This window comes from Vibrio sp. AK197 (assembly GCF_053903115.1).
Map to the genome: position 1 here is coordinate 822,368 of NZ_CP096430.1, position 23,012 is coordinate 845,379.

A 23,012-nucleotide genomic window follows, 5' to 3' on the forward strand; every position below is an offset into this window, starting at 1 on the left:
TATGCGTGGTTCGTTACAGGCTTATAAAAAGGTATCAGTAGATAGCCAGCTCAGTGCGGCCTCTCCGCATAAGATTGTTCAAATGCTGATGGCAGGTGCGATTGAACGCCTTATTCAGGGAAAAGCGGCCATGGAGCAGGGCAATATTCCTGTAAAAGGTGAGCGCTTGGGTAAAGCCTTGGATATTATTATCAGCTTAAGAAGTTGTCTTTCGATGGATGATGGCGGAGATATTGCGCAAAATCTTGATCAGCTTTATGAGTTCATGATTACTCAAATTACCGCAGCGAACCATCAGAACAATCCTGACTATATTGATGACGTGATCGATATTATCCGTGAAATTAAGTCCGCTTGGGATCAAATTCCCAACGAATTTCATAATTTGACCGCCTCGGATGTAGGAGCGTAGGAAATATCTGACCTATACGCCTGAATTTTGCAGAATTTTTGTCCGGTTTGGATTAAAAGTCACATCAAATGACGGCTTGGTTGCCATATTTTTTATAATCCCTAGAATAAGAGCCACTATTAGCCTAGTGGCTTTTTTTGTTGCTGATATTTGTAAGTAATGTCTATAGTTAGAATTAATTAGAGAGTAAATTACAAAGTTTCAGTCACCGCGTTTCAGACTAAGGCGATCATTCTCACCTATGCAAGGTTTAGCAAAACTACTTGTGATTGAAGACAGCGCTCAGGCGCGCATCAATCTCAGTAATATCTTAGAATTTGTTGGAGAGCAGTGCGAAGCGATTCATTCTGATCAAATCAATGACATTGATTGGTCACAATTTTGGGCGGGATGCATTATTGGCTCTTTGCAAGGTGGTCAACTCACCGCAGAGTTGAGTGAAAAGTTATTTACTGCCAATCATATTCCTATCTTGATTGCAGGTAAGCATCAGTATCCTGTTGATGAACATACAAATTATGTTGGTGAACTCGAGTTCCCACTCAACTACCCTCAATTGAGCGAAGCGCTGCGTCACTGCAAAGAATTTCTTGGTCGCAAAGGCATCAATATTGTTGCATCTGCACGTAAAAATACCTTGTTCCGCAGTTTGGTTGGGCAAAGTATTGGTATTCAAGATGTCCGACATCTCATCGAGCAAGTTTCTTCTTCAGAAGCCAACGTTTTAATTTTGGGTGAATCGGGCACCGGTAAAGAAGTGGTCGCTCGCAATATTCACTATCATTCACCACGTCGAGGTGGCCCGTTCGTCCCGATTAACTGCGGCGCAATTCCACCTGATCTGCTTGAAAGCGAACTTTTTGGTCATGAAAAAGGGGCGTTTACTGGGGCCATCACCTCAAGAAAAGGTCGTTTTGAATTGGCTGAAGGGGGCACGCTGTTTCTTGATGAAATTGGCGATATGCCAATGCCGATGCAAGTTAAATTGCTACGTGTACTTCAAGAGCGCTGCTTTGAGCGCGTTGGTGGCAACACCACGATTAAGGTCAATGTTCGTGTGATAGCGGCGACTCACCGCAACCTCGAAGATATGATTGGGGATGCGTCATTCCGCGAAGACCTCTATTACCGACTCAACGTATTTCCCATCGAGACGCCAGCTTTACGTGAACGTCGAGAAGATATTCCGCTGCTACTTCAAGAGTTAATGACTCGAATGGAAGCCGAAGGCTCTCAGCCGATTTGCTTTACCCCTCGGGCCATCAATTCTTTGATGGAGCACAATTGGCCTGGCAATGTTCGAGAGCTGGCTAATTTGGTCGAACGGATGATTATTCTTTATCCAAATAGTTTGGTTGACGTGAATCATCTACCGACGAAATATCGTTACAGCGATATTCCTGAGTTTCAACCGGAATACCGTGACACCAATACGGTTGAAGAAGAAGAGCGTGCTGCGCTACACGATATTTTTTCAAGTGATTTTAGTTTGGAAAGTGTCGATAATCTTGAAGATAACTTGAGTAGTGCTCCTCAAGCCTTGCCTTCTGAGGGGATCAACCTCAAAGAGATGCTCTCTGAACTTGAGATCAATATGATTAACCAAGCACTTGATGCGCAAGGCGGTATCGTTGCGCGAGCGGCAGATATGCTTGGGATGCGTCGTACGACGCTGGTTGAGAAAATGCGGAAGTATAATATTCAGCGTTAGGCGCGAATGTTAATAGAATGGCATCTGTCAAAAAACTGACCAATACATAACTAATTGATAAATATAAAAAATAGGCTGGCGTGCTTTTTGCATTCCAGCCTATTGTAGTTTTATTGGCAGAAATACGACATGCAACCGACTCCATCCCCAGAACAAGCAATTCCTCTTGGCTCCCTAGAAGAGCAGGTGGAACGTTATCAACAAGTCATTGAAGTGATGCCAGCAGGGGTAATCTTGCTGGATACTCAAGGCATGGTACATGAAGCGAATCCAGAAGCGCAGCGCTTGCTGGAAGTGCCTCTGGTGGGCGAAAAATGGTTTTCGATTATTCAGCAGGTATTTGCACCGCGTGAAGATGATGGTCACGAGATCTCATTACGAAATGGACGTAAAGTGCGTTTGGCGATTTCGGCTTCTGCGACGGGGCAACTTATATTGATCACTGATCTTACTGAAACCCGTTTATTGCAGTCACGAATCAGTGATTTACAGCGTTTATCCTCAATTGGACGAATGGTGGCATCGCTGGCTCATCAAGTCAGAACGCCGTTATCGAGTGCGATGCTATATGCATCAAACCTCGCTGCGCCGAACCTACCCAGTGCAACGAAAGATCGTTTTCAAACCAAGCTAATGGATCGTCTTTACGACTTGGAGAAGCAAGTAAACGATATGTTGCTGTTCGCAAAAGGTGGCGATAACAAGGTCGTTAAGCCTTTTACCGTTCAAGAGTTAGCAGATGAATTTTCGCCAATGGTTGAGGCGGCTGTGAAAAACAACCAAATTGATTATGAATTGACGTTAGAGAATGCTGACGTGAGTTTACTTGGCAATGCGAATGCGGTGGCATCGGCATTGAGTAACTTAGTGATGAATGCAATTCAAATTGCAGGCAAAGGCTCGCAAGTCGATGTGTTCTTTCGTGTCGTGGATGGGGAATTACGCATTTCGGTTCAAGACAGTGGGCCTGGTGTTCCTCAAGAGATACAACACAAAATTATGGAACCATTTTTTACTACACGTTCACAAGGTACAGGTCTTGGACTCGCGGTAGTACAAATGGTTTGTCGCGCACATGATGGCCGCTTGGAGCTTTACTCCGAGCAAGGCGAAGGTGCTTGTTTCACAGTGTGTATGCCTATCGAGCGTAATACACAAGCCACACTAGAAATGACAACTGGAGAATGATGATGGCTCAAAGTAAAGTCTTAATCGTTGAAGATGATGAAGGTCTACGTGAAGCGCTGGTGGATACGCTCGCTTTAGCTGGCTACGAGTGGTTAGAAGCGGACAGCGCGGAAGATGCGTTGATTAAGCTGAAGTCAGAAAATGTCGATATCGTAGTTTCTGATGTCCAGATGGCTGGCATGGGTGGATTAGCGTTGCAGCGTAATATCAAACAACACTGGCCAAATTTGCCCGTATTGCTAATGACCGCCTACGCCAATATTGAAGATGCCGTGAGCGCGATGAAAGAAGGCGCAATTGATTACATGGCGAAACCATTTGCTCCTGAAGTGCTACTGAATATGGTCAGTCGCTATGCGCCAGTGAAATCAGATGACAACGGTGATGCCGTGGTTGCGGATGAAAAAAGCATCAAGCTATTGGCACTGGCTGACAAAGTGGCCAAGACCGATGCCAATGTCATGATCTTAGGGCCAAGTGGTTCGGGTAAAGAGGTGATGTCACGCTACATTCACAACGCCTCCAATCGTAAAGACGGTCCTTTTGTCGCCATCAACTGTGCGGCTATTCCTGACAATATGCTAGAAGCGACCTTATTTGGTTATGAGAAAGGGGCTTTCACTGGTGCAGTACAAGCGTGTCCGGGGAAATTTGAACAGGCTCAAGGAGGCACCATTTTGCTTGATGAGATCAGCGAAATGGACCTCAACCTTCAAGCTAAACTGTTGCGTGTTCTTCAAGAACGTGAAGTAGAACGCTTAGGTGGGCGCAAAAGTATCCAGCTTGATGTTCGAGTGTTGGCGACCAGTAACCGTGACTTGAAGCAATATGTTCAAGAAGGTAATTTCCGTGAAGATTTATACTATCGCCTAAACGTTTTCCCAATCTCATGGCCTGCGCTTAAAGACCGCGCCGGAGACATCGCTCCGTTAGCAAAACATCTTGTAGAGCGCCACTGTCAAAAATTAGGCATGCCAATGCCCGAGATGGCCGATGGTGCCATTCGTAAACTTTTGAGCTACCCATGGCCAGGGAATGTTCGTGAATTAGATAACGTTGTTCAACGTGCGCTGATTCTGAGTGAAAACGGCAACATCAACGATGAGCATATTCTTTTAGAAGGGGTGGATTGGCAGGATGCAGGAAGCTTACAACAAGCGGTAGAAACAGGGCATGTGGCTACGCCGCATGTTGCTCCGGTCGCAGAAGAGCTGGATTGGCAGGCAAGCCTGAACAATGCGGCAGGTCTCGGGAGCGAACTCCGAGATCAAGAATATGCCATCATTCTTGAGACCTTGGTTCAATGTAATGGACGTCGCAAAGAAATGGCAGAGAAGTTAGGTATCAGCCCACGCACGCTTCGATATAAACTGGCGAAAATGCGTGATGCGGGTATCGAAATTCCCGGTTAATCACATTGTTTAGTATAACTTTTGAGATGGCATGCTAATTGCTCCATAAGTTTAGTGAGTGATAATTTGTCAAAGAGTTGACGTCTGAGGTAGTGATGAGAATTGACGGTTTTCAAAGTGAAATGCAAGCCATGATGATGGAAGCGACAGGGACAAAAACGTCCCCGACCGGACAACAAGTTGCCAATGATTTTGGTGACATGCTATCTCGTGCCATCAACAACGTGAACGGTTTACAAAAAACATCAGGAGATTTGCAAATGCGCTTTGATCGCGGAGATGAAGATGTGTCTTTGTCTGATGTGATGATTGCTCGAAACAAATCTAGCGTCGCTTTTGAAGCGACCATTCAAGTACGTAACAAGCTTGTTGAAGCGTACAAAGAACTGATGAACATGCCGGTTTAATTTAGGTACTACGTGTGGCAGAGCAAAATCCATCTACCGATCTAACGGTGACCGAACCAGAAACTGGAACCGCGGTTGCGGCGTCTTCTGACGTCGAACTTGAGGAGCAAAATCCAGATCTTGGTGAGAAAAGTTCATCACGCTTTGATATGGCCGTGGGTGATCTCGACCTAATGCGTCAAGTCGTGTTGGTGATTTCTATTTCGATCTGTGTTGCCTTGATCGTCATGTTGTTTTTCTGGGTTAGAGCACCAGAAATGCGTCCGCTGGGTGCTTATGAAACGGAAGAGTTGATTCCCGTTCTCGATCATCTTGACCAGCAAAAAATTGATTACCACTTAGATGGTAACACCATCTTAGTTCCTTCATCCGATTACAACAGCATCAAGCTCGATATGGTTCGTGCTGGGCTGAATACTGAAAAGCAGGCCGGTGACGACATTCTGCTTCAAGACATGGGCTTTGGTGTTTCACAACGCTTAGAACAGGAACGTCTCAAACTGAGCCGCGAGAGACAACTGTCAAAAGCGATCGAAGAGATGAAACAAGTGCGTAAGGCGCGTGTATTGCTTGCCCTACCAAAACAGAGTGTTTTCGTTCGCCATAATCAAGAAGCGTCGGCGTCCGTCTTTTTAACCTTGCGTATGGGGGCTTCTCTTAAGCAAGAAGAAGTTGATTCGATAGTCGATATGGTGGCCAGTGCGGTTCCAGGCATGAAACCAACTCGTATCACGGTGACAGATCAACATGGCCGCTTGCTCAGTTCAGGCTCACAAGATCCTGCCTCCGCAGCACGTCGTAAAGAGCATGAGTTGGAACGTAAACAAGAGCAGGCGTTGCGTGAGAAAATTGATTCTGTCCTCATTCCGGTTATAGGACTGGGTAACTACACAGCGCAAGTCGATGTGGAATTGGATTTCAGTGCCATTGAACAAACGCGTAAGCAGTTTGATCCGAATACACCATCGACGCGCAGCGAATATACGCTTGAAGACTATAATAACGGTAATGTGGTCGCAGGTGTTCCCGGTGCGCTCAGTAATCAGCCTCCGGCGGATGCCTCGATTCCACAAGATGTCGCGCAAATGAAAGACGGTTCATTGATGGGCCAAGGATCTGTGCATAAAGAAGCAACACGTAACTTTGAGCTCGATACCACCATCAGTCATGAGCGTCGTCAAACCGGGATTATAAATCGTCAAACGGTTGCGGTGGCCATCAAAGACCGCGCGATCGTTAACCCAGAAACAGGGGAAACCACTTATCAACCTTTGTCTGATGCTCAACTGAACAGTATTCGACAATTGTTAGTGGGTGCTGTCGGCTTTAGTGAACAACGTGGTGATTTGCTGAATGTGCTGAGTATGCAGTTTGCTGAACCTGAAATGGAACAAGTTCAAGACTTGCCAATATGGGAAAACCCGAACTTCAACGATTGGGTACGTTGGTTAGCCAGTGCGTTAGTCATTATTGTGGTTATTCTTGTCTTGGTTCGCCCAGCGATGAAGAAACTGCTTAATCCTGCAGCGGATGACGATGACCAAATGTACGGTCCTGATGGGTTACCAATTGGTGCTGATGGTGAAACTAGCCTGATTGGCAGTGACATTGAAGGTGGGGATTTATTCGAGTTTGGCTCGACCATTGATCTACCAAACTTGCATAAAGATGAAGATGTGCTGAAAGCAGTAAGAGCCTTGGTGGCGAATGAACCTGAACTCGCAGCACAAGTAGTGAAGAATTGGATGACAGATGCCTAACGAAATCGTACCTCAAGGCCAAGATGGCGAAGAAGATGAAAACTTGGTGGATATCTCGACCATTCCGGGCGAGGAACGTGCTGCCATTCTGCTATTGAGCCTCAACGAAGAAGATGCGGCGGGAATTATTCGCCATCTCGAGCCGAAACAGGTTCAGAGAGTCGGTAGTGCAATGGCTAAGGCGAAAGACCTGAGCCAAGGTAAAGTCAGCTCTGTCCATCGTGCATTTCTCGAAGATATCCAGAAATACACCAACATCGGTATGGGCAGTGAAGACTTCATGCGTAATGCGCTGGTTGCCGCCTTGGGTGAAGACAAAGCCAATAACTTGGTTGACCAAATCTTATTGGGTACTGGCTCAAAAGGATTGGATTCTCTGAAATGGATGGATCCACGTCAGGTCGCTAGCATCATCCTTAATGAACACCCACAGATTCAGACCATCGTACTGTCCTACTTGGAACCGGATCAATCTGCAGAAATTTTGTCGCAATTTGCTGAGCGTGACCGTCTGGACTTAATGATGCGTATCGCCAACCTTGAGGAAGTTCAACCGTCCGCTTTGGCAGAGTTGAACGAAATCATGGAGAAACAGTTTGCCGGTCAGGCAGGTGCCCAAGCGGCCAAAATTGGTGGCTTGAAAGCTGCAGCCGAGATCATGAACTACATGGACAACAACGTCGAAGGCATTCTGATGGATCAGATTCGCGACCAAGACGAAGACATGGCAACGCAAATTCAAGATCTGATGTTTGTGTTCGAAAACCTCAACGAAGTCGACGACCAAGGCATTCAGAAATTACTGCGCGATGTCCCGCAGGACGTCTTGCAGCGTGCGCTTAAAGGTGCCGATGACACCTTGCGTGAGAAGATCTTCAAGAATATGTCTAAACGTGCTGCTGAGATGATGCGTGATGATCTTGAGGCAATGCCGCCGATTAAAGTATCCGATGTCGAAGCCGCGCAGAAAGAGATCTTGGCCATTGCCCGTCGTATGGCAGACAGTGGCGAGTTGATGCTTTCTGGTGGTGCGGACGAGTTCTTGTAATGAGACAGCGCTTAGCTCGCAGCGCAGAATAAGAAACATTAGGTAATCAAATGACGGTTGAAAGAAAACGCGGTTTCTTACGTATTGATGATGACACAGTCGTCGATAAACCTCAGAAATGGGGTCTGCCTGACTATGGCTCAGAAACACGTAAGAAAGCAAAAGAAACCGCGCTCAACTATGACCCAAGCTGGGCACCTGATTTTTCGGAGCCTGCAGAGCCAGAACCGATAGAATTGACAGAAGAGCAAATCGAACTGATCAAGCAGCAAGCGTATCAGGATGGATTGCATCAAGGTCAAGAGGCCGGGTTTAAACAGGGCTATGATAAAGGCAAAGAGCAAGGTTTTGCTGAAGGCCATCAAGAAGGTTTGGAAGCGGGTAAAATTGAAGGTGTCGCTGCGGGGCAAGAGTTTATTCAAGAACAAGTGAAGACGTTCATCAACCTAGCGAACCAGTTTGCACAGCCTCTTGAGCTTATGAATGCTCAGGTTGAAAAGCAACTTGTCGATATGGTGCTGACTCTGGTCAAAGAAGTGGTGCATGTGGAAGTGCAAACGAATCCACAATTCATTCTTGATACGATTAAACAAGCGGTGGAGATTTTACCCATCGCCGGACACGCCATCACTCTAAAACTCCATCCTGATGACGTAGACATCATTCGTTCCTCGTTTAGTGAAGAAGATTTAGGTATCCGTAATTGGACGCTGAATAGCGAGCCTGCACTCAATCGAGGTGATGTAGAAATTGAGGCGGGAGAGTCGAGCGTGAACTATCGCATTGAAGACCGCATTCGCTCGGTTATTCAAAGCTTTTGCGGTGTTAATCGTCATCATCAAGGTGGTGAATAATGTTAGCTCTCGCCGAACGCCTTAGTCACTATAAATCCGAGAACTTAACTTGCCGCCCGGTTGCCTCAGGCAAACTGGTGCGCGTTGTCGGCTTAACGCTTGAAGCCACAGGGTGCCGAGCACCGATTGGCAGCTTATGTAAAGTCGAAACCATGAATGGTGATATGGAAGCCGAAGTGGTGGGTTTTGCTGGCGATCGTTTGTTCTTGATGCCGAGCGAACAGATTGTGGGTGTGTTACCTGGCGCCAAAGTCACCCCTGTAACCGAAGAGGCGGGCTTGCCTGTCGGTATGGAGCTTCTTGGCCGTGTGATTGATGGTGTTGGGAATCCTCTTGATGGGCTTGGGCCGATTTACACCGATAAACGAACTTCGTTTCATGTCGATCCAATTAACCCATTAGCCCGTAAACCGATCAGCGAGCCGTTGGATGTCGGTATCAAAGCGATTAATGGTTTGCTGACGGTGGGTAAAGGTCAGCGTATTGGCCTGTTTGCCGGTTCTGGTGTCGGTAAATCGGTGACACTGGGAATGATGACTCGAGGAACCAATGCTCAAGTTGTGGTGGTTGGGTTAATCGGTGAGCGTGGACGAGAAGTTAAAGAATTTATTGAAGAAATTTTGGGCGTTGATGGACGTCAGCGTTCAGTCGTGGTGGCAGCGCCAGCCGATGCTTCGCCCTTAATGCGTCTCAAAGGTTGTCAAACGGCGTTGACCATTGCTGAGTATTTTCGTGATCAAGGGCTTGATGTCTTATTGCTGCTGGATTCATTGACCCGCTTCGCCCAAGCGCAGCGTGAAATCGCCTTATCCGTTGGTGAACCGCCAGCGACCAAAGGGTACCCACCATCGGTATTTGCAAAGCTGCCCGCATTGGTTGAGCGGGCAGGCAATGGTGATGAAAATCAAGGCTCTATTACCGCTTTCTTTACTGTCTTAACCGAAGGCGATGATCTACAAGACCCGATAGCCGATGCATCACGAGCCATCTTAGATGGGCATGTGGTGTTGTCTCGCGAAATGGCCGATGCTGGCCATTATCCAGCGATTGATGTTGAGAAGTCAGTGAGCCGGGTGATGCCACAAATCACCTCTGAAGAGCACATGTTGATGTCTAAAGCGGTCCGCCAAGTGCTTTCTGTGTGCCGTAAAAATCAAGATTTAGTCTCTATTGGTGCTTATAAACCGGGAGCCGATCCGGCAATTGACAGTGCCTTTACGTTAAAGCCGAAATTGGATGAGTACTTACAGCAAGGCATGAAAGAGAGTGTGCCTTATGATATGTGCGTCAATATGCTGAAGAATATGTTAGGAGGCTAATAAGCAATGGATAATGCATTAGAGTTTCTCCTCGAACAGTCTAAAGAACATGAAAACCAAGCCGTCATGGCGCTGGGGCAAGCGCGTACTGAGTTGGACAATTACTATCAGCAGTTGTCCCAAATTGAAAACTATCGCCTAGATTATTGTCAGCAGTTAGTGGAGCGTGGGCAATCGGGATTGACCGCCAGTCAATACGCTCACCTCAATCGTTTTTTAACGTCTTTGGATGAAACGCTCGCAAAGCAGAAGCAAGCGGAAAGTCATTTTAAGCAGCAAGTCGATAATAGCGAGCAGCATTGGCTGGAAGCGCGTAAGCAGCGCCGCTCCTATGAGTGGTTAATGGAAAAGAAACAAACCGAAAAGCAACGCCTTCAGGAAAAGCGAGAGCAGAAAATGATGGATGAATTCTCTACGTTGCAGTTTGCCCGCCGCAAAATCCAACTTGATGATTTGCCTTAAAATTCTCTCGTAATTCATAACTGGCTCGTATATTGCTTTATTAAAGAATTATTTGTGTTTGTTGAATTGCGTAAGTGGCGCCTATGAATATAAATCTCATGCCAACCTCAGAGAGCAGTAAGTTGGCAAAATCTTCATCAGAACAAGAAGTTACAACTCATGATCCCCATGAGCATGAAGGCTTTTTTGCCAAATTGATGTCGCTGGTTTCTGGCGAACCTTCAAGTGAAACAAAGGTTGCAGAGTCTTCCGGTCACAGTGGAGAAGTCGTGACCGAAGAGGCTAGTGCTGAAGCGGAGGGTGTTGACATCGATGTCGCCAAGGGCGAGATCTCTGCCGATGCCTTGAAAACAAATAGCGAAGAAGCTCCCGTGCTAGAAGGCGAAGACTCCGAGCTAGCATTGCTTGAGCAGGGCAAAACGGCTGCACCGGATCAAAAGCGACAAAGTAGCGATGACGTCGATAAGATTATTTCTGAAAGCGATGAATTATTAGCGCGTTTAGGGGAAGCCAATCAAGCGCTGCAAACACAAAGTGGCAAGAGTTTGCCTCCTGAACAGTTAGAAGACACCGAATTGGCTGACCAAGAGCTTGCTACACAACAAGCTATGCAGCAAGCTCGAACCACTGATTTGAGCACTGAGCCTTCGTCGCCGCAGGATGTGGCACAAGTGAGTCAGACAGCCGATTCAGCCAATTCTGACTTACAAAATACTGCACAAGCCTTGCCTGACGATCAACAAGTCGATTCAATAACACCGGCAGAGGGTGACGAGCTGATATCTCAGCACATTGTCTGGGGTGCGAGTGATGAAGCTAAAATGAGCAAAGATCTTAGCGTAAGTAAAGACATCCCTGTAAAAGCCGCAACGCAAACACAGGTGGCGAATTCGGTTGCACAGGCTCTGAATAGCGCGCCTCAGGCCACGGTAAACGATAAAACGGTTGTGCCTTCAGCTGCTGCCGCACCGGGTAGTGCTGAACTTAATGCCGCTCAACTGCTCGTCGGACAAAACGCAAAAGGTGGCGAAAAAACCGACGTTGAGGGCTTAAAAGCGGCTTTAAACGCGTCAATCGGGGCGAGCGTGAGTAAAAATGCGCAGGCTGAGAAACTCGCAAGTACACTTGGGCAAGGGCAAGACGAAAGCTTTGCTCAGCAACTCGCTCACGCGACTGGCCACCAAGGACAATCTCAAAGTATTAATCCTTTGGCTCGAAACGAGCAGGTTCAAGCGCAGGCACCACTTGTTTTACAACGTGATATGGCGGGTGAGCAACTGGCTGAACGCGTTCAAGTTATGTTGTCAAAGAACCTCAAAAACATCGATATTCGTTTGGATCCACCTGAACTTGGCCGCTTACACATTCGCATGAACATGAACGGCGATGGCGCCAGTGTTCAGTTTACCGTGGCTAATCCTCAGGCGCGCGACATGATTGAACAATCCATGCCGCGCCTTCGAGAGATGCTCGCGCAGCAAGGGGTACAATTAAGTGATACCTCGGTGCAGCAGCAGAGTTCAGGGCAACAGCAAAGCCATTATGCCCAAGGTGGGGATGGACAAGACGCTCAGAATTCCGGTAGCGCAGCTTCTCTCAGTGACGAAAATATTGACGCTAATGTCAAAGTTGATGTCAATGTCGCGACAAAGCGTGATGGAATCAGTTATTACGCTTAAACTATAAAAAACGAAACAAATAGAGAACGTTATGGCGGACGAACAGTTAGAACAAGATGCTCCGAAAGGAAAAGGTAAACTGCTGATCATTATTATTGCTGTCGTTGTGTTACTGCTCGGCGGTGGTGGTGCTGCCTTTTTCCTAATGGGGTCGGATGATGCGGCCAGTGAGGAAAGCGGCGCTGAGGCTCAACAAGTCGTCACATCTTCAGAGCCTGTTTCTTATGTGAATATTGCGCAGCCGTTTATTTTCAACGTGACAGGTGATAAACGAGATCGCTTAGTTCAGATTAAAGTGCAATTAATGGTTCGCGGTTCGGAGAATCAGAATTTGGCGGGTTACCATTCGCCATTGATCGAGAGTTCACTGTTAGCAACGTTCGCTTCAGCTACGGTTGATCAGTTGCGGACCACGACAGGTCGAGTCGAACTGCGTGATAAAGCAACCGAAGATATTAAAGCGAGTCTGACTCGTGCAGTAGGAAAGCCGGTGATCGAACGGGTTTTATTTACTGATTTTGTAATCCAATAGGTGACGCGTGACCGATTTATTAAGTCAAGACGAGATTGATGCGCTGCTGCACGGCGTCGATGACGTCGATGAGGCCGAAGACAGCACTACCGAGGAAGATGCTTCCGCGGTCAGTTTCGACTTCTCTTCACAAGACCGCATTGTGCGCGGTCGCATGCCGACACTTGAACTGATCAATGAACGTTTTGCACGTCATTTACGGATCAGTTTGTTTAATATGCTTCGAAAAACCGCCGAAGTGTCGATCAACGGCGTGCAAATGATGAAGTTTGGTGAATACCAAAATACACTTTATGTCCCAACCAGTTTGAATATGGTGCGCTTTCGACCCCTTAAAGGAACAGCACTTATCACCATGGAAGCACGTTTAGTGTTCATTTTGGTGGAAAACTTTTTTGGTGGTGATGGGCGTTTTCATGCACGTATCGAGGGACGAGAATTTACGCCAACCGAGCGTCGTATTATTCAGTTGCTTCTGAAAATTGTTTTTGAAGATTATAAAGAAGCGTGGGCGCCTGTGATGGGGGTTGAGTTCGAATATCTTGATTCGGAAGTTAACCCGAGTATGGCCAACATCGTTTCTCCAACTGAAGTGATTGTTGTCAGTTCGTTTCATGTTGAAGTCGACGGCGGCGGCGGTGATTTTCATGTGGTGATGCCATACTCTATGGTAGAACCGATCCGTGAGCTTTTGGATGCTGGTGTTCAATCAGACAAAATGGAAACGGACGTTCGTTGGAGTAGTGCACTGCGTGACGAAATCATGGATGTTCCAGTGAACTTTCGCGTTAACTTGCTTGAGCAAGACATTTCGTTGCGCGATTTAATGGAACTTCGTCCCGGTGACATTATTCCGATTCATATGCCAGAGCACGCGACTATGTTTGTGGAAGAGCTACCCACATATCGCGTTAAGATGGGACGCTCAGGTGAAAATGCCGCGATTCAGATTTCTGAACGCATTCGCCGGCCCGATGTAGTGAAAACGGATATCGCCTTTTTAGGCAAAGATGTGATTTCTGATTTCGAAGATGACGAAGGCGAAATCGAAGATTAACCACAAGATGAGAAATAACACTCAATAGGTAACAGAGTATGGAACCCAGTGACGACCAAAAACTAGCTGACGAATGGGCAGCCGCTTTAGGCGAAGACCCAAGTGCGCCAGATATGGATACCGATGAGGTCATGGCCGCACAGCTCGATGAATTAAAAGATACTTCTTCGCCGATTTCTGAAGATGAGCGCCGCAAACTGGATACAATTCTTGATATTCCGGTCACCATCTCAATGGAAGTCGGACGCTCACAAATTAGTATTCGTAACCTTTTACAACTTAACCAAGGCTCTGTGGTTGAGCTTGAGCGCTTGGCCGGTGAATCACTAGACGTTTTGGTTAATGGTACGTTGATCGCGCATGGTGAAGTGGTGGTGGTCAATGACAAATTTGGTATTCGACTAACGGATGTGATCAGTCAAACTGAGCGAATCAAGAAGTTAAGGTAAGTTATGAAGTTAGTTTGGCTGAGTCCGTTATCATTGTTGCCCAATATGGCTTGGGCCATTGAGGAATCAAGAGCGGCGCAATTGGATTGGGCGACGACATTTGGGTCGCTGATCATGGTGGTGGCGGTCATTTTAGTGTTGGCTTGGCTGCTCAAACGCATGCGTCTACCTGCGATAAGCCATCAAAAAGGCTTGAACATCGTTCGTCAAATTGCCGTCGGAACCAAAGAGCGTATTGTGATTGTACAAGCGGGCGAAGAGCAGTTTTTGGTCGGTGTGACCAGTCAGTCGATTCAACTCATTTCAAAGCTAGAGAAACCACTGTCTCAGGAGGAGCTGGAAACCAGTCCGTTTGCCAATCAACTGACTCAGCTGTTGAAAAAGAATGCCAAATAGAAACTTACTGTTTAGCATGGTGCTGATGGCCATGCTTTGTCTTTTTTCGCCTTGGAGTATGGCGCAAGAAGAGTTAGATACCCCAATACCCGCCAACACCACTGGCGCTGAAAATGTCACCGTCAGTGCGATGAATCAAGAAAATGGCGCCGCACGCACGATTTCAACCAGTACGATCTCTGGCGGTGGTGCAGGGATTCCTGCGTTTACGATGACGACCAACGAAGATGGCAGTGAAGATTACTCGATCAATCTGCAAATTTTAGCCTTAATGACCATGCTGGGCTTTTTGCCGGCAATGGTTATTCTGATGACGTCATTTACGCGTATCGTAGTTGTGATGTCGATTTTGCGTCAAGCTATGGGCTTGCAGCAAACGCCATCGAACCAAGTGATCATTGGTATCGCCATCTTCTTAACTTTCTTCATTATGTCTCCAGTACTAAGCCAAATTAACGACCAGGCGGTTCAGCCATATCTTAATGAGCAGATTTCAGCGCGCCAAGCCTTTGATAATGCACAAGGCCCTATGCGAGAATTTATGCTCAAACAGACGCGAGTGAAGGATTTGGAAACGTTCGTCAATATTGCGGGTTCTGATGCGCAAAATCCGGAAGATGTCTCCATGGCGGTGCTGATTCCGGCGTTCATTACGTCCGAGTTAAAAACGGCGTTCCAGATAGGCTTCATGCTATTTTTGCCGTTTTTGATCATTGACTTAGTTGTTGCTTCGGTATTGATGGCGATGGGTATGATGATGTTGTCGCCAATGATCGTGTCGTTACCCTTTAAACTGATGTTGTTTGTCCTTGTTGATGGTTGGAACCTGATTCTGTCAACGCTGGCAGGCAGCTTTGCAATGTAGGGAGAATGTATGACTCCTGAAATGTTCGTTGAACTATTTCGAGAAGCACTGTGGATGGTGCTCTTGATGGTATGCGCGATCATCGTGCCAAGCTTGTTGATAGGCTTGGTTGTGGCAATCTTTCAAGCTGCGACATCCATTAACGAACAAACTTTAAGCTTTCTACCGCGTTTGATCGTCACGTTACTGGCGTTGATGATGTTTGCTCACTGGATGACACAAACGCTGATGGACTTCTTCTATGGCATGATTGAACGCTTGCCACAGGTGCTTTACTAGGAGCCCCTATGGAGTATCCAACCAGCGTTGTTCTTGATTGGATCGCCAATTACTTTTGGCCTTATGTGCGCGTTTCTTCAATGCTGATGGTGATGTCGGTGACGGGCGCGCGCTTTGTTTCGACTCGTATTCGTCTGTACCTAGGACTGGCCATCACTCTGGCCATTATGCCGGCGATTCCTGCGGTTCCCCAAAACATTGAATTGTTATCCTTTCAGGGCTTTATGGTGCTGCTAGAGCAGATCATCATCGGTGTAGCGATGGGCACCATCACGCAATTCATGGTTCAAACGTTTGTTATTCTTGGTCAGATACTCGGCATGCAATCAAGCTTAGGTTTTGCGTCAATGGTTGATCCCGCCAACGGCCAAAATACACCACTGCTTGGTCAATTGTTTATGTTTTTGGTGACGCTGTTTTTTCTCGCCACCGATGGGCACCTTAAAATGATCAGCTTAGTGGCGCTCAGTTTTCAGTCATTACCCATCGGCAGTGGTAGTTTGAATGCGATTGATTTTCGTGAGCTGGCATTGTGGCTTGGCATTATGTTTAAAGTCGCGCTGAGTATGTCGTTGTCTGGCATTATTGCGCTACTGACCATCAATTTGTCATTCGGTGTGATGACCCGAGCGGCCCCTCAACTTAACATTTTCTCCTTGGGTTTTGCCTTTGCCTTGATGATCGGTTTGTTACTGTGTTGGTATATTTTGTCTGGGTTGTATGGACACTACCAACTGTTTTGGCCTGAGGTGGAGGGGCAAGTTTGTCGCTTCATTCGTTTGGATTGCTAGGAGGCTGAAATGGCAGAATCAGACGGTCAAGAACGCACCGAAGACGCCACGCCCAAGCGCTTGCAACAGGCTCGAGAAAAAGGGCAGGTTGCAAGGTCAAAAGAATTAGCCTCGGTGTCAGTATTAGTCGTCGGTGCCATCTCATTAATGTGGTTTGGTGATGCACTGGCCAATGGTTTATTTCAAGTCATGGGGCGGCTCTTTACGCTTAGCCGCGAAGAGATTTTTGATGTTCCTAAACTGTTCGATATTGTACTTGGCGCGTTAGGCAGTTTGATTCTGCCACTTTTACTGATACTGGTTACTTTGTTTGTCGCTGCTACGATTGGCGCTGCCGGAGTCGGGGGGATCAGTTTCTCGATGGAAGCCGCACGGCCCAAGCTGTCGAAAATGAATCCGTTAAGTGGCTTAAAGCGCATGCTAGGTATGCAAAGCTGGGTTGAATTGATTAAATCCATACTCAAAGTCGCGTTGGTGTCGGGGGTGGCGTTTTATTTGATCAATGCCGCTAAAGCCGATCTGTTTCAACTTAGCATGGACGTTTTTCCACAAAACATTTTCCACGCTCTGGATATTTTACTCAACTTTGTTTTGCTTATTAGCTGCTCGTTGCTGGTGGTCGTGGCGATTGATATTCCCTTCCAAATTTGGCAACACGCGAATCAACTGAAAATGACCAAGCAAGAAGTCAAAGATGAGTATAAAGAAACCGAAGGTAAGCCTGAGGTGAAAGGTCGAATTCGCATGTTGCAACGTGAAGCAGCCCAGCGGCGTATGATGGCTGACGTACCACAAGCGGACGTTATTGTGACGAACCCGGAACACTTTTCGGTTGCACTACGTTATAAGCATGACTCAGACCGAGCGCCAGTGGTTGTGGCTAAAGGGATAGATCATATTGCATTGAAAATCCGTGAGGTGGCACGGGAGCATGATATTTATGTGATTCCAGCGCCTCCTCTGGCACGGGCGCTTTATCATACCACTGAACTTGAACAAGAGATCCCTGACGGGTTGTTTACCGCAGTGGCGCAAATCCTCGCTTATGTTTTCCAATTAAAGCAGTACCGTAAACGTGGCGGGCAACGACCCAAACTGAAAGCCGAAGAATTGCCGATCCCGCCAGATTTACGACACTAAGTGCTTACTTCTCCGGAATGGATAGCAGTACCAGTAGTGCGCCGTTGCCACCGAACTCCAACGGCGCTTGGTGGAATGCCATGACATCTGGGTGCTGTGCCAGCCAAAGTGGTGTCTGCTGTTTCAAAATGTGCTTACCAATACCGTGCTGCACACACGCACAATGGATACCGTTGCGCACGCAATAGGTGATCATCGCCCCGAGTTCACGTTTTGCTTCCACTTGGGTCATACCATGCATGTCTAAAAACACATCCGGAACATACACACCACGGCGTAAGCGTTTGACTTCATAGTGAGAAACGCCATCTCGAGCATAACGGGTTGGGCCGTCATCGCTTAAATGAGGGACAAACTCATCTGAGAAGTAAAACTCGCTATCACTCGACTCACGCTGCGTACGCATACGTTCTTTCTGTTTAGTATTTCTTTTTGGCTGCTGGACTATGGTATCCTGTTGCAACTTTTTGACGCCTTGCATCGCTTCCTTGAATAAGGAGAAATCGTCATCTAAATGGGAGTCTTTATCGCTCATTGGATGGTATCAACGGTTTAATCAAATCAAGTTAGCGGTATTGTAGCGCTTTTCGGAGGCAATTTTGGATAAGATTTTTATTGAAGAAGCAGTTTCAGAACTTCATACGCTTCAAGATATGATTCGCTGGACGGTGAGCCGTTTTAACGCCGCGAATCTTTTCTACGGTCAAGGGACCGATAACGCTTGGGACGAAGCGGTTCAGCTTATCCTTCCAACACTCTATTTGCCGATAGATGTCCCTCCGCATGTATTGAATTCTCGTCTAACCAGCAGTGAGCGTTTGCGCATTGTTGAACGTGTTATTCGTCGTATTAACGAAAAAACGCCGACTGCTTACCTCACCAACAAAGCGTGGTTCTGCGGTTTAGAGTTTTTCGTCGATGAGCGCGTGTTGGTGCCACGTTCGCCGATTGGTGAGTTGATTCAGAACCAATTTCATCCGTGGTTGGTTGAAGAGCCAGCAAGAATTATGGATATGTGTACGGGGAGCGGTTGTATTGCGATTGCTTGCGCGCACGCTTTCCCTGATGCAGAAGTAGACGCAATTGACATCTCACCCGGTGCGCTTGAGGTCGCAGAGCAAAACATTCAAGATCATGGTATGGAGCAGCAAGTGTTCCCAATTCGCTCTGATTTATTCCGTGACCTGGCCCAAGATAAATACGATCTTATCGTCACTAACCCGCCTTATGTTGACGAAGAAGACATGAACAGTTTGCCAGAAGAGTTCACCCATGAGCCCGAGCTTGGTCTTGCTGCTGGTACTGATGGCTTGAAATTGGTGCGTCGTATCTTAGCGAATGCGCCTGATTATTTGACCGACAACGGAGTCTTGATCTGCGAAGTCGGTAACTCAATGGTACATATGATGGAGCAATATCCAGAAATTCCGTTTACTTGGGTCGATTTTGAAAACGGCGGACATGGTGTATTTATGCTCACTCGTGAACAATTGGTGGCTTGTGCTGCAGAATTCTCAATTTACAAAGATTAAACGATAGCCGCTCGCGGTTCAAAAATAGAATGCCAGCAATCCGCTGGCATTTTTTTATCACAAATGAATGTGGATTTGATCGATTTTAGGGCTTTACATCAAAACCTAATCAAGCGAGTATGAAAACACGAACAATGGAACGCACGGATGATAGTGAAGGGCTCACTATCCCGCGAATTTGAGGAACTAATGGCAGGAAATAGCATCGGACAACATTTTCGAGTAACCACTTTTGGCGAAAGTCACGGCATCGCATTAGGATGTATTGTCGACGGTTGTCCTCCCGGCTTAGAGATCAGCGAAAGCGATCTACAGACTGACCTTGACCGACGCAGACCCGGTACTTCTCGTTATACCACGCAGCGTCGTGAACCTGATGAAGTGAAAATTCTCTCTGGCGTCTTTGAGGGAAAAACCACAGGCACCTCGATTGGGTTATTGATCGAAAATACCGATCAACGCTCAAAAGATTATTCCGAGATTAAAGATAAGTTCCGTCCGGGTCATGCGGACTACACCTATCATCAAAAATACGGTATTCGTGATTATCGTGGTGGTGGTCGTTCGTCAGCGCGTGAAACCGCGATGCGTGTTGCCGCAGGTGCCATTGCGAAAAAATATCTCAAGCAGGAATTTGGGATCGAAATTCGCGCTTACCTGTCGCAAATGGGTGATGTAACCATTGATAAAGTCGATTGGGATGAAATTGAGAACAACGCGTTTTTCTGTCCTGATGTCGATAAAGTCGAGCAATTTGACCAGTTGATCCGTGACTTGAAAAAGCAAGGTGATTCGATTGGTGCCAAAATTCAGGTTGTCGCAACCCAAGTTCCAGTGGGGCTCGGAGAGCCGGTATTTGATCGTTTGGATGCCGATATCGCGCACGCACTGATGAGCATTAATGCGGTGAAAGGCGTTGAAATCGGTGATGGTTTCGATGTCGTTCAACAAAAAGGCAGTGAGCACCGCGATACGCTGAGCCCAGAAGGGTTTGGTAGTAATCATGCTGGTGGTATTTTGGGCGGGATTTCCACAGGGCAAGATATTGTTGCGAATATTGCTCTTAAACCCACGTCGAGTATTACCGTTCCGGGTAAAACCATTACCAAACAGGGTGAACAGACGGAACTGATTACTAAAGGTCGTCATGATCCTTGTGTGGGTATTCGCGCAGTGCCGATTGCAGAAGCGATGTTGGCCATCGTAGTGATGGATCACTTGCTTCGTCACCGTGGACAGAATTTTGGGGTTGAAACGGCAACACCAAAAATCTGATCAACAAATTAGCATCATAAACAAAAACGCCTTCCAGCTGATGAAGGCGTTTTTTGCATTAATGGGCTGATGTTTCTGATTCCAAATGGAAATTAGGTAGGCGCCATTTAAAACGGACTGCCGCCATACGCAATAAGTAACCCACTGTTAACGTGATAACGGTGGCATAAGGCTGAGTCACGTCACCGTTTAGCAGTGAAAGGTATAAAATGGAAGAGAGAGCGGAAATAGACGCATATAACTCTTCATGCAATACCAAGGGTGTTTGCCGACACATTAAATCTCGTAACAGCCCTCCAAATACGCCTGTAATCAGTGCTGAGACGACACAGATAACCGGGTGAAGCCCCATTTCTAGCGCGATGCGTGTTCCTATAATACTAAATACGATAAGCCCTAGTGCATCCAGACGGATAAACACGCCCTTAAATTTGATGACCCACTTAGCGATACCGGTCGTTAAGATCCCCGCGATACACGTAATGACTAAATATTCAGGATGCTTAACCCAGCCAAGAGGATAGTGACCCAGTAGAATATCACGAACGGTTCCTCCACCAATTGCAGTAGCACTCGCAACCAACATCACACCAAACCAATCCATTTTTCTGCGGCCTGCGCTCAGTGCGCCAGTCATCGCCTCGGCAGTTATGCCGATGATGTAAAGAGAGCTAAGTAACATAAATACTAAGTGACCAAGGTTGTAGGCGTCGATGACGAGTTAAACGCAACGCGAGTGGAAAGAAGAGAGGCGAGTATAGAGAGTTGAGGATTAATTGACGACGTGAATCCAAGGTAAGCGGGCATAATCAGTAAACTCTGACAGAGTTTCTCATTGTTACGCTCCTCTTTACCTGTCGCGATAAAAAAGCGAAAATGCGCGCCATTGATTGACGCATAGGCTTGCTTGAATGACACATCACTATCAAGATTTGATGACTATTTTTAATCGTACGTTTTTTGATGATTACAATACCAAACTTGAATTGGGTGGTGATGAACCTATTTATCTTCCGGCCGACCAACAGACGCCATACCATCGCATTGTCTTTGCTCATGGTTATTATGCATCAGCGCTGCATGAGATCAGCCATTGGTGTGTTGCTGGCCCGCAGCGCCGCTTGCTCGAAGACTTTGGCTACTGGTATGAGCCTGATGGCAGAACGCAAGCTAAGCAGGAAGAGTTTGAAAAGGTTGAAGTGCGTCCTCAAGCGTATGAGTGGATTTTGTCAGCCAGTGCTGGCTTTCCTTTTAATGTCAGTTGTGACAACCTACACGGCGATTTTGAACCGGATCGCTTAAGCTTTTTTGCCAAAGTGCATCAAGAAGTCATGAATATTTTGGATTCGGGTTTGCCACCTCGTGTCCAACAACTTTCTACAGCTCTCCGTCAGTTTTATGACATTCCAGAACTGCGCCGTGAAGATTTTTGTGTGAAGTGACAACTTTGTTTCAAGTAACAAGAGATAATGATGATTATAGAATTTGAAGAGCAACTCCTTGAGCTGATTGACCAACGTATCGCATCGGCGTCAGATGACGAACTGTTTGCGGGCGGTTATCTGCGTGGCCACATTTCACTGTCAGCAGCGGCATGTGAAGAAGCGGGAGAAACAGATATTCAAGTTTTGAAATCGCGTATTGAAGCGAGCCTTGATGAGGCGCGCAGTGAGTTATCGCCAGCCGATCGCACTATCGTAAATGATCTATGGCAGCAGTTGGTGGCTGAGGTATAACACCGCCGGTGTGCGTGTCGTTAGCTCGGTTATTCAAATTTTTTGAACTTAACCTTTGAATTTTTATGCTTGTTGCCAAGCTTTAAGTTTCTTATTCTGTCATTACTCCCCAATAATAAGGAAAAAGATGATGAAAATTATTGCTTTCGGTGCATCAAATAGTTCAACGTCAATCAATAAAGCGCTCGCAACTTATACGGCTAATTTGGTCGAAGGTGCAGAAGTCAAAGTATTAGACATCAATGACTTCAAAGTGCCTATGTTTAGTGAAGATCTAGAAAAAGAGATTGGCAAATCAGAAGGCGCACAAGCATTTCTGCGCGAAATTGGTGAAGCGGACGCATTGGTTATCTCTTTTGCTGAACACAACGGCCACTACACAGCAGCGTACAAAAACTTGTTTGACTGGGCATCACGTATTGAACGTGCCGTCTATCAAGACAAACCTGCAGTTTACTTAGGTACATCACCAGGCCCTAGCGGTGCGCAATCTGTATTGGCAGCGGCACAAGGGTCAGCGTCATTCTTTGGTGGTAACGTAAAAGCGACGGTATCTGTTCCTAACTTCTATGATGTGTTTAATGTTGAAGAAGGCGTTGTCAGCAACGATGCAGTCAATGCAGAACTAAAACAAGCGGTAACAGCATTGATGCTGTAAGCACCACGCTTGATTGGATTAAAAGGCCTTACTCAGTAAGGCCTTTTTTG

Annotated in this window: 27 protein-coding genes; 24 read left to right on the forward strand and 3 right to left on the reverse strand. The window is 46.7% G+C overall.

Annotated elements, in window-relative coordinates:
• The first annotated feature begins 1 nt into the window (after position 1).
• The 19 genes from fliS to flhB all read left to right on the forward strand — a co-directional run bounded on the left by fliS (position 2) and on the right by flhB (position 17,761).
• Positions 2–412 (forward strand): flagellar export chaperone FliS, encoded by a 411-nt coding sequence (fliS, locus tag M1D72_RS11070; RefSeq protein ID WP_390191017.1) that lies wholly within the window; start codon positions 2–4, stop codon positions 410–412.
• A gap of 241 nt (positions 413–653) precedes the next feature.
• Complete coding sequence (locus M1D72_RS11075; RefSeq protein ID WP_456296906.1) at positions 654–2,123, forward strand: sigma-54 dependent transcriptional regulator; 1,470 nt, start codon at positions 654–656, stop codon at positions 2,121–2,123.
• 129 nt (positions 2,124–2,252) lie between these two features.
• Complete coding sequence (locus tag M1D72_RS11080) at positions 2,253–3,311, forward strand: sensor histidine kinase (RefSeq protein ID WP_456296907.1); 1,059 nt, start codon at positions 2,253–2,255, stop codon at positions 3,309–3,311.
• A gap of 2 nt (positions 3,312–3,313) precedes the next feature.
• Positions 3,314–4,723: a sigma-54-dependent transcriptional regulator gene (locus tag M1D72_RS11085; protein ID WP_390191013.1), complete on the forward strand. Its 1,410-nt coding sequence runs from the start codon at positions 3,314–3,316 to the stop codon at positions 4,721–4,723.
• A 95-nt stretch (positions 4,724–4,818) separates the two neighbouring features.
• Positions 4,819–5,130, forward strand: coding sequence for a flagellar hook-basal body complex protein FliE (fliE, locus tag M1D72_RS11090; RefSeq protein WP_390191011.1), 312 nt, complete (start codon positions 4,819–4,821; stop codon positions 5,128–5,130).
• Between the two features lie 14 nt (positions 5,131–5,144).
• Positions 5,145–6,890: a flagellar basal-body MS-ring/collar protein FliF gene (gene fliF, locus M1D72_RS11095; RefSeq protein WP_390191009.1), complete on the forward strand. Its 1,746-nt coding sequence runs from the start codon at positions 5,145–5,147 to the stop codon at positions 6,888–6,890.
• On the forward strand, positions 6,883–7,938 hold the full coding sequence (fliG, locus tag M1D72_RS11100) for a flagellar motor switch protein FliG (RefSeq protein ID WP_390191008.1): 1,056 nt from the start codon (positions 6,883–6,885) through the stop codon (positions 7,936–7,938). The genes fliF and fliG overlap by 8 nt, the downstream gene beginning before the upstream one ends.
• 50 nt (positions 7,939–7,988) lie before the next feature.
• A complete protein-coding gene (gene fliH / locus M1D72_RS11105; RefSeq protein WP_390191007.1) occupies positions 7,989–8,792 on the forward strand; it encodes a flagellar assembly protein FliH in 804 nt (267 codons plus the stop codon).
• Complete coding sequence (fliI, locus tag M1D72_RS11110) at positions 8,792–10,111, forward strand: flagellar protein export ATPase FliI (protein ID WP_456296908.1); 1,320 nt, start codon at positions 8,792–8,794, stop codon at positions 10,109–10,111. The genes fliH and fliI overlap by 1 nt, the downstream gene beginning before the upstream one ends.
• A gap of 6 nt (positions 10,112–10,117) precedes the next feature.
• Positions 10,118–10,573 carry a flagellar export protein FliJ gene (gene fliJ, locus M1D72_RS11115; RefSeq protein ID WP_456296909.1) on the forward strand — a complete coding sequence of 152 codons (456 nt, stop codon included), beginning with the start codon at positions 10,118–10,120 and terminating at the stop codon, positions 10,571–10,573.
• An 83-nt stretch (positions 10,574–10,656) separates the two neighbouring features.
• The gene (locus tag M1D72_RS11120) at positions 10,657–12,252 is read left to right on the forward strand and encodes a flagellar hook-length control protein FliK (RefSeq protein WP_456296910.1); all 1,596 of its coding nucleotides are present in this window, start codon (positions 10,657–10,659) and stop codon (positions 12,250–12,252) included.
• Between the two features lie 31 nt (positions 12,253–12,283).
• Complete coding sequence (fliL, locus tag M1D72_RS11125; protein ID WP_456296911.1) at positions 12,284–12,784, forward strand: flagellar basal body-associated protein FliL; 501 nt, start codon at positions 12,284–12,286, stop codon at positions 12,782–12,784.
• Between the two features lie 7 nt (positions 12,785–12,791).
• On the forward strand, positions 12,792–13,841 hold the full coding sequence (gene fliM, locus M1D72_RS11130; RefSeq protein ID WP_456296912.1) for a flagellar motor switch protein FliM: 1,050 nt from the start codon (positions 12,792–12,794) through the stop codon (positions 13,839–13,841).
• A 38-nt stretch (positions 13,842–13,879) separates the two neighbouring features.
• Complete coding sequence (gene fliN / locus M1D72_RS11135) at positions 13,880–14,290, forward strand: flagellar motor switch protein FliN (protein WP_093275624.1); 411 nt, start codon at positions 13,880–13,882, stop codon at positions 14,288–14,290.
• A gap of 45 nt (positions 14,291–14,335) precedes the next feature.
• Entirely contained in the window at positions 14,336–14,686 is a 351-nt protein-coding gene (gene fliO / locus M1D72_RS11140) for a flagellar biosynthetic protein FliO (protein ID WP_456297386.1), read from the forward strand.
• A gap of 16 nt (positions 14,687–14,702) precedes the next feature.
• Positions 14,703–15,551, forward strand: a complete 849-nt coding sequence (fliP, locus tag M1D72_RS11145; RefSeq protein WP_456297387.1) for a flagellar type III secretion system pore protein FliP — start codon at positions 14,703–14,705, stop codon at positions 15,549–15,551.
• Between the two features lie 9 nt (positions 15,552–15,560).
• Entirely contained in the window at positions 15,561–15,830 is a 270-nt protein-coding gene (gene fliQ / locus M1D72_RS11150) for a flagellar biosynthesis protein FliQ (protein ID WP_390190999.1), read from the forward strand.
• An 8-nt stretch (positions 15,831–15,838) separates the two neighbouring features.
• Positions 15,839–16,621: a flagellar biosynthetic protein FliR gene (gene fliR, locus M1D72_RS11155; RefSeq protein ID WP_456296913.1), complete on the forward strand. Its 783-nt coding sequence runs from the start codon at positions 15,839–15,841 to the stop codon at positions 16,619–16,621.
• Positions 16,622–16,630: 9 nt separating this feature from the next.
• Positions 16,631–17,761, forward strand: coding sequence for a flagellar biosynthesis protein FlhB (flhB, locus tag M1D72_RS11160; protein ID WP_456296914.1), 1,131 nt, complete (start codon positions 16,631–16,633; stop codon positions 17,759–17,761).
• Positions 17,762–17,765: 4 nt separating this feature from the next.
• Here the strand turns inward: flhB and smrB are convergent, their stop codons facing one another.
• Positions 17,766–18,296, reverse strand: a complete 531-nt coding sequence (gene smrB / locus M1D72_RS11165) for an endonuclease SmrB (RefSeq protein ID WP_390190994.1) — start codon at positions 18,294–18,296, stop codon at positions 17,766–17,768.
• A 64-nt stretch (positions 18,297–18,360) separates the two neighbouring features.
• Here smrB and prmB point away from each other — a divergent pair, with 64 nt between their 5' ends.
• Both prmB and aroC read left to right on the forward strand, forming a co-directional pair.
• Positions 18,361–19,293, forward strand: a complete 933-nt coding sequence (gene prmB, locus M1D72_RS11170; protein ID WP_390190993.1) for a 50S ribosomal protein L3 N(5)-glutamine methyltransferase — start codon at positions 18,361–18,363, stop codon at positions 19,291–19,293.
• 189 nt (positions 19,294–19,482) lie between these two features.
• Positions 19,483–20,568 (forward strand): chorismate synthase, encoded by a 1,086-nt coding sequence (gene aroC, locus M1D72_RS11175; protein WP_456296915.1) that lies wholly within the window; start codon positions 19,483–19,485, stop codon positions 20,566–20,568.
• A 58-nt stretch (positions 20,569–20,626) separates the two neighbouring features.
• On the opposite strand, the gene M1D72_RS11180 is transcribed toward aroC, so the two are convergent.
• Positions 20,627–21,250 carry a trimeric intracellular cation channel family protein gene (locus M1D72_RS11180; protein WP_456296916.1) on the reverse strand — a complete coding sequence of 208 codons (624 nt, stop codon included), beginning with the start codon at positions 21,248–21,250 and terminating at the stop codon, positions 20,627–20,629.
• Between the two features lie 5 nt (positions 21,251–21,255).
• Complete coding sequence (locus M1D72_RS11185) at positions 21,256–21,486, reverse strand: hypothetical protein (RefSeq protein WP_390190987.1); 231 nt, start codon at positions 21,484–21,486, stop codon at positions 21,256–21,258.
• Between M1D72_RS11185 and M1D72_RS11190 the strand changes: the two genes are divergently transcribed.
• The 3 genes from M1D72_RS11190 (at position 21,480) to M1D72_RS11200 (ending at position 22,962) form a co-directional block, all read left to right on the forward strand.
• A complete protein-coding gene (locus tag M1D72_RS11190; protein ID WP_456296917.1) occupies positions 21,480–22,010 on the forward strand; it encodes an elongation factor P hydroxylase in 531 nt (176 codons plus the stop codon). The genes M1D72_RS11185 and M1D72_RS11190 overlap by 7 nt on opposite strands.
• 30 nt (positions 22,011–22,040) lie before the next feature.
• The gene (locus M1D72_RS11195; protein WP_390191890.1) at positions 22,041–22,304 is read left to right on the forward strand and encodes a YfcL family protein; all 264 of its coding nucleotides are present in this window, start codon (positions 22,041–22,043) and stop codon (positions 22,302–22,304) included.
• Between the two features lie 130 nt (positions 22,305–22,434).
• The gene (locus M1D72_RS11200) at positions 22,435–22,962 is read left to right on the forward strand and encodes an NADPH-dependent FMN reductase (protein WP_390191887.1); all 528 of its coding nucleotides are present in this window, start codon (positions 22,435–22,437) and stop codon (positions 22,960–22,962) included.
• Positions 22,963–23,012: the final 50 nt, after the last annotated feature.

What these genes read in the sequence shown, in the direction of transcription:
- fliS (WP_390191017.1), top strand. Translation starts at nt 2, where the DNA reads ATGCGTGGTTCGTTACAGGCTTATAAAAAGGTATCAGTAGATAGCCAG.
- M1D72_RS11075 (WP_456296906.1), top strand. Translation starts at nt 654, where the DNA reads ATGCAAGGTTTAGCAAAACTACTTGTGATTGAAGACAGCGCTCAGGCG.
- M1D72_RS11080 (WP_456296907.1), top strand. Translation starts at nt 2,253, where the DNA reads ATGCAACCGACTCCATCCCCAGAACAAGCAATTCCTCTTGGCTCCCTA.
- M1D72_RS11085 (WP_390191013.1), top strand. Translation starts at nt 3,314, where the DNA reads ATGGCTCAAAGTAAAGTCTTAATCGTTGAAGATGATGAAGGTCTACGT.
- fliE (WP_390191011.1), top strand. Translation starts at nt 4,819, where the DNA reads ATGAGAATTGACGGTTTTCAAAGTGAAATGCAAGCCATGATGATGGAA.
- fliG (WP_390191008.1), top strand. Translation starts at nt 6,883, where the DNA reads ATGCCTAACGAAATCGTACCTCAAGGCCAAGATGGCGAAGAAGATGAA.
- fliH (WP_390191007.1), top strand. Translation starts at nt 7,989, where the DNA reads ATGACGGTTGAAAGAAAACGCGGTTTCTTACGTATTGATGATGACACA.
- fliI (WP_456296908.1), top strand. Translation starts at nt 8,792, where the DNA reads ATGTTAGCTCTCGCCGAACGCCTTAGTCACTATAAATCCGAGAACTTA.
- fliJ (WP_456296909.1), top strand. Translation starts at nt 10,118, where the DNA reads ATGGATAATGCATTAGAGTTTCTCCTCGAACAGTCTAAAGAACATGAA.
- M1D72_RS11120 (WP_456296910.1), top strand. Translation starts at nt 10,657, where the DNA reads ATGAATATAAATCTCATGCCAACCTCAGAGAGCAGTAAGTTGGCAAAA.
- fliL (WP_456296911.1), top strand. Translation starts at nt 12,284, where the DNA reads ATGGCGGACGAACAGTTAGAACAAGATGCTCCGAAAGGAAAAGGTAAA.
- fliN (WP_093275624.1), top strand. Translation starts at nt 13,880, where the DNA reads ATGGAACCCAGTGACGACCAAAAACTAGCTGACGAATGGGCAGCCGCT.
- fliO (WP_456297386.1), top strand. Translation starts at nt 14,336, where the DNA reads ATGGCTTGGGCCATTGAGGAATCAAGAGCGGCGCAATTGGATTGGGCG.
- fliP (WP_456297387.1), top strand. Translation starts at nt 14,703, where the DNA reads ATGGTGCTGATGGCCATGCTTTGTCTTTTTTCGCCTTGGAGTATGGCG.
- fliQ (WP_390190999.1), top strand. Translation starts at nt 15,561, where the DNA reads ATGACTCCTGAAATGTTCGTTGAACTATTTCGAGAAGCACTGTGGATG.
- fliR (WP_456296913.1), top strand. Translation starts at nt 15,839, where the DNA reads ATGGAGTATCCAACCAGCGTTGTTCTTGATTGGATCGCCAATTACTTT.
- flhB (WP_456296914.1), top strand. Translation starts at nt 16,631, where the DNA reads ATGGCAGAATCAGACGGTCAAGAACGCACCGAAGACGCCACGCCCAAG.
- smrB (WP_390190994.1), bottom strand. Translation starts at nt 18,296, where the DNA reads ATGAGCGATAAAGACTCCCATTTAGATGACGATTTCTCCTTATTCAAG.
- aroC (WP_456296915.1), top strand. Translation starts at nt 19,483, where the DNA reads ATGGCAGGAAATAGCATCGGACAACATTTTCGAGTAACCACTTTTGGC.
- M1D72_RS11180 (WP_456296916.1), bottom strand. Translation starts at nt 21,250, where the DNA reads ATGTTACTTAGCTCTCTTTACATCATCGGCATAACTGCCGAGGCGATG.
- M1D72_RS11190 (WP_456296917.1), top strand. Translation starts at nt 21,480, where the DNA reads ATGACACATCACTATCAAGATTTGATGACTATTTTTAATCGTACGTTT.
- M1D72_RS11195 (WP_390191890.1), top strand. Translation starts at nt 22,041, where the DNA reads ATGATTATAGAATTTGAAGAGCAACTCCTTGAGCTGATTGACCAACGT.
- M1D72_RS11200 (WP_390191887.1), top strand. Translation starts at nt 22,435, where the DNA reads ATGAAAATTATTGCTTTCGGTGCATCAAATAGTTCAACGTCAATCAAT.